This is a genomic window from Phenylobacterium sp. (assembly GCF_016793285.1).
GTDB lineage: Bacteria > Pseudomonadota > Alphaproteobacteria > Caulobacterales > Caulobacteraceae > Phenylobacterium.
Genome location: NZ_JAEUMO010000084.1, coordinates 1 through 3,920 on the forward strand (window position 1 = coordinate 1; position 3,920 = coordinate 3,920).

The window sequence follows — 3,920 nt, forward strand, 5'->3', positions numbered from 1 at the left end:
TTGTCCATGTCGCGGGCCTTTCGCGCCTCGTGCGAGCGTAAGCGACCCGGCCCGCCGCCGTCATGGGCCAATCTGCGCAAACCTGCCGTACCGCCCTGGCGATCAGCCGCTCGCCTCTCGGGCGAACAATCACCCGATCAGGTGATCGACCGGGGGACCGCCCCGCACCTAGCCTTGGCCCGACATCACCAACGGCTTCTGTCCGGGAGGACCTCAAGATGACGCTTCGCACCACCTTCGCCGCCGCGGCGGTCGCCCTCACGCTGCCGCTCGCCGCCCAGGCGGCGGCCGTCTACGACAACGACGTCCAGCGGGTCGATCCGATTGGCGCCTGCACCTTCAACACGACCTGCGGTGACATCCAGGTGGCGCAGAAGTTCACCCTGGCGTCTGCGGCGACGCTGAAGTCGGCCAGCTTCTGGACCTTCAACGACCCGCTCGAGAACAACGGCGGCCAAGCGAACTGGGCCTTCTATCAGGCCGACGGGGACGGCGGCCAGCCCGGTACGCTGATCACCTCCGGCACGAGCGGCCCCGTCGATCTGACCACCGACAGCGGCGGTTGGCTGGGCAATTTCGATCTGGTCCTGAACGCCTTCGACCTGCCGTCCGTCTCGCTGGGCGCGGGCTCGTACTACTTCGGCCTGCGATACGACACGTCCGTGTTCACCACCTATCTCGCCATGGGCGAGGACAACACCGGCGCGTTCAGGTCCAACGACGGCGGCGCCAGTTGGACGCCCAGCTACGCGGAAAACGTCGTCCACGGCGTCGCGGTCGCGCTCTACGACACGCCGGTCGGCGGCGCCGTGCCCGAGCCGGGCGCCTGGGCGCTGATGATCCTGGGCTTCGGCGCCGCAGGCGCCGCGCTCCGCCGCCGCCGCATCGCGATGGCCTGACGGGTCGGGAGGGGACGTCCGCGGCGGGCGCGGAGTTTGTCCATCGGGCCTTCTCTCCCTATTCTCGCGGCCGAGGGCAGCCACGCCCGCGGAGCCGTCATGAGCCAGTCGCTGCAAATCCGCCGTACCGCCGGCGCCCTCGGCGCCGAGATCGGGGGCGTCGATCTCGCCCAGGCGCTGTCCGACGAGACGATCGCCGCGATCCGCGCCGCGCTGGTCGAGCACCAGGTGATCTTCTTTCGCGACCAGACGCTGACCCCGGCCCAGCAGGTCGCGTTCGGCCGCCGCTTCGGTCCGCTGAACATCCACCCCTATGTGTCTGGAATGGCCGGGCAACCCGAGGTGATGGAGATCATCAAGGAGCCTTCCGACCGCATCAACTTCGGCGGCGGCTGGCACTCGGACATGAGCTTCCTGGAGACCCCGGCGATCGGCTCGATCCTCTATGCGGTCGAGCTGCCCGAGTGGGGCGGCGACACCCTGTTCGCCAGCCAGGCCGCCGCCTACGACGCCCTGTCCGAGGGTCTCAAGGCCACGCTGGACGGCCTGAACGCCGTCCACTCCGCCTCGAAGGAATACTCGTCCCAGGGCGCCTCGGCGCAGAAGCGCGGCTCGATGCAGGTGGCCGAGGCCGACGGCTACGTCGGCGAATACGTCCACCCGATCGTGCTCACCCACCCCGAGAGCGGCCGCAAGGCGCTCTACGTGAACCCGGCCTTCACGCTGAAGATCGAGGGCTGGAAGACCAGCGAATCCAAGGCTCTGCTGGACTATCTTTTCAACCACTGCCGCTACGAGGGATTCACCTGCCGGTTCGCCTGGCGCCCGGGCTCGGTGGCCTTCTGGGACAACCGCTCGGTCTGGCACTTCGCGCTCAACGACTACCCCGGCCAGCGCCGCCACATGCGCCGCGTCACCGTCGATCCGTGGTCCAGGCAAGCCGCCGTCCCGGCGGCGGCGGAGTAGGTGGGCCGGCGTCCGACGAGGCGGCAACTGTTGGTCGCCGTGGGCGTCGTCGCCGCGACCCTCATCATCTTGCTCGGAGCGCGGCTGTCGCCGTTCTCTGGTCTCTTTCCGACGCCGTCGACCGAGGTGGTCGCGTTCACGGCAGAGAAGCGGCAATTGCTGCGGCGACTCCGCGGCGAGGCCAAGTTCGGCCCGCACGACTATCCGCCACTCGGCTACACCGGCGCCGAAACGCCTGAGGACAGGGTGCGCGCGACCGCGGCTGTCGATCGCGTGATCGACGCGGTTCTCGCGGAACAGGGATCGACGCTGCGCGGCGAGGTCGTCTCGAGGGAGATCGGCGGAGCCTTACGCAGCGTGCGCGGCTTGGCCACCGAGGATCGCGACCGCACGGCGGACTACCTCCTGGAGGTTTGGTACATCCTCGGCTTCAAAGGGCCGACCGGGCGCCTTTCGCACGGCGCCGGGTTCGTCAGGGCGCCGGGCTACGCCGAGCCATTGCCACCGGGATGGACCGCGCCCGAAAAGCCGAGGCCGATAGGTTGACGTCCCTGGCTGGCGGCCTCGAGGCCACTGCCGCGCGCACCGCCGCGTCGATGGCCGACAGTGTGCGTTCGCCGAAGAAGCGGCCGAAGGCGGCGACCGGCTGGCCGGAGGCGTCGAAGACGTAGGTGCGGGGCAGGGCGACGGTCGCACTGTCGCTGAGGGCCAGGTAGAGCGCCTTCCCGTCCAGCCCCTGCGTGTAGTTCATCTCGGCGCGGCGGCGGAACTGGTCCAGCTTGGCGTCGTCCGCGTGGCTGTCGAGGTTGATGCCGACGATGGCCAGCCGTTCCTCGGGGTAGGCCTTCCGCAGCCGCGCGAGCCGGCGGCCTTCCAGCGCGCACGGCGCGCACCACGTCGCCCAGAAGCTCACCACCGCTGGCCGCGGCGGCCCGAGGAGGCGGCCCAGCGTCGAGGCCTCGCCGTCCACGCGTTTCACCGACAGATCGCGATAGCGGGCGAGGGGGCCCGGCATCTCGGGCTGCCCGGCGAGCCCCTTCTCCGCTGCGACGGCCGGCGTCGCCGCGAAGACGGTCAGGCCGGCGAGCAGGAGGCGGCGGTCGAGCATGGTGGCACGCTCGGCCCACCAGCCTGAACGCCTCCTGAACGGCTAAGCTTGGCCGCGCGCCGGCTCAGGCGTGATCTTGCATTGCGATCCAGTTCGCCACCGACAGGATGCCAAGGAGCGTCAGGCCGACGAACACGACGGGTCCCAAGACCCGGTCGAAGGTGGTCGTCGGTCCGAAGAACCTCCTCATCAGCATCCACGCCGCGAGCGGGCCGATGAGCAAGGGTGCGAGCACCAACACGCCCGGCAGTCCGGCGCCCGACTGGACCGTTGAGAGGCCCAACGCACCGACCGCCGAGGCGAGGCCGACGGGGAAACTGGTGAGCGCCACAGCGGCGTACCAGCGAAGGCGGTGGGTCTGCGGCCCGGGCATGTCGCAAGCTGTACTAGCGGGCTGTCTGCTCGACAACGCGGGTCCACGCCAGCGCGCCCTCCGAAGCCCGCGCCGCGGTCGCGAAGGTCGCCTGCAGCAGGTAGCCGCCGGTCGGCGCTTCCCAGTCCAGCATCTCGCCGGCGACGAATACGCCTGGCCGGGCGGTCAGCATCAGGTGCTCATCCAGGGCGTTCAGCCTCACACCGCCCGCCGAGGAGATGGCGCGGCCGAGGCCCTGTACGCCGGTCAGGCGGATCGGCGCGGCTTTGATGGCCTGGGCCAGCGCGGCGGGCCCGGTCGGCAGCTTCTTGCCGTGCGCCTCGCGCAGCAGGTTGGTCTCGACGGGTGAGAGCTTCAGCGCCTTTCGCAGATGGTTCGACAATGACTGCGCGCCGCGCCCCTGGCTCAGCCGCGCGGTCAAGGCGCCGCCGCTCATGTCCGGCCGCAGGTCGAAGCTCACCACGGCCGAGCCGTTCGTCTCGATGGCGTCGCGGAGCGGGGCGGACAGCGCATAGACCGCGCCGCCTTCGAGGCCGTAGTGCGCCACCATCGCCTCCCCGCGGACGGTGCGGCC

6 protein-coding genes are annotated in these 3,920 nt (G+C 70.3%); 3 read left to right on the forward strand and 3 right to left on the reverse strand.

Annotated elements, in window-relative coordinates; genetic code table 11:
• The first annotated feature begins 218 nt into the window (after window positions 1–218).
• From JNL41_RS08870 to JNL41_RS08880, 3 genes are all read left to right on the forward strand, one after another.
• Complete coding sequence (locus JNL41_RS08870) at window positions 219–899, forward strand: PEPxxWA-CTERM sorting domain-containing protein (protein WP_293474120.1); 681 nt, start codon at window positions 219–221, stop codon at window positions 897–899.
• Between the two features lie 99 nt (window positions 900–998).
• Window positions 999–1,865, forward strand: a complete 867-nt coding sequence (locus JNL41_RS08875) for a TauD/TfdA family dioxygenase (protein ID WP_293474122.1) — start codon at window positions 999–1,001, stop codon at window positions 1,863–1,865.
• Window positions 1,866–1,904: 39 nt separating this feature from the next.
• Complete coding sequence (locus JNL41_RS08880; protein ID WP_293474129.1) at window positions 1,905–2,411, forward strand: DUF4844 domain-containing protein; 507 nt, start codon at window positions 1,905–1,907, stop codon at window positions 2,409–2,411.
• Here JNL41_RS08880 and JNL41_RS08885 read toward each other — a convergent pair.
• The 3 genes from JNL41_RS08885 to JNL41_RS08895 form a co-directional block, all read right to left on the reverse strand.
• The gene (locus tag JNL41_RS08885; protein ID WP_293474124.1) at window positions 2,338–2,973 is read right to left on the reverse strand and encodes a TlpA disulfide reductase family protein; all 636 of its coding nucleotides are present in this window, start codon (window positions 2,971–2,973) and stop codon (window positions 2,338–2,340) included. The two genes, JNL41_RS08880 and JNL41_RS08885, sit on opposite strands and share 74 nt — an antisense overlap.
• 64 nt (window positions 2,974–3,037) lie before the next feature.
• Window positions 3,038–3,346, reverse strand: coding sequence for a hypothetical protein (locus JNL41_RS08890; protein WP_293474126.1), 309 nt, complete (start codon window positions 3,344–3,346; stop codon window positions 3,038–3,040).
• A gap of 13 nt (window positions 3,347–3,359) precedes the next feature.
• The coding region (locus JNL41_RS08895) for an NAD(P)/FAD-dependent oxidoreductase (RefSeq protein ID WP_293474128.1) at window positions 3,360–3,920 on the reverse strand (561 nt) is incomplete at its 5' end.

Coding starts and splice junctions, on each gene's coding strand:
- JNL41_RS08875 (WP_293474122.1), top strand. CDS start 999: ATGAGCCAGTCGCTGCAAATCCGCCGTACCGCCGGCGCCCTCGGCGCC.
- JNL41_RS08870 (WP_293474120.1), top strand. CDS start 219: ATGACGCTTCGCACCACCTTCGCCGCCGCGGCGGTCGCCCTCACGCTG.
- JNL41_RS08885 (WP_293474124.1), bottom strand. CDS start 2,973: ATGCTCGACCGCCGCCTCCTGCTCGCCGGCCTGACCGTCTTCGCGGCG.
- JNL41_RS08890 (WP_293474126.1), bottom strand. CDS start 3,346: ATGCCCGGGCCGCAGACCCACCGCCTTCGCTGGTACGCCGCTGTGGCG.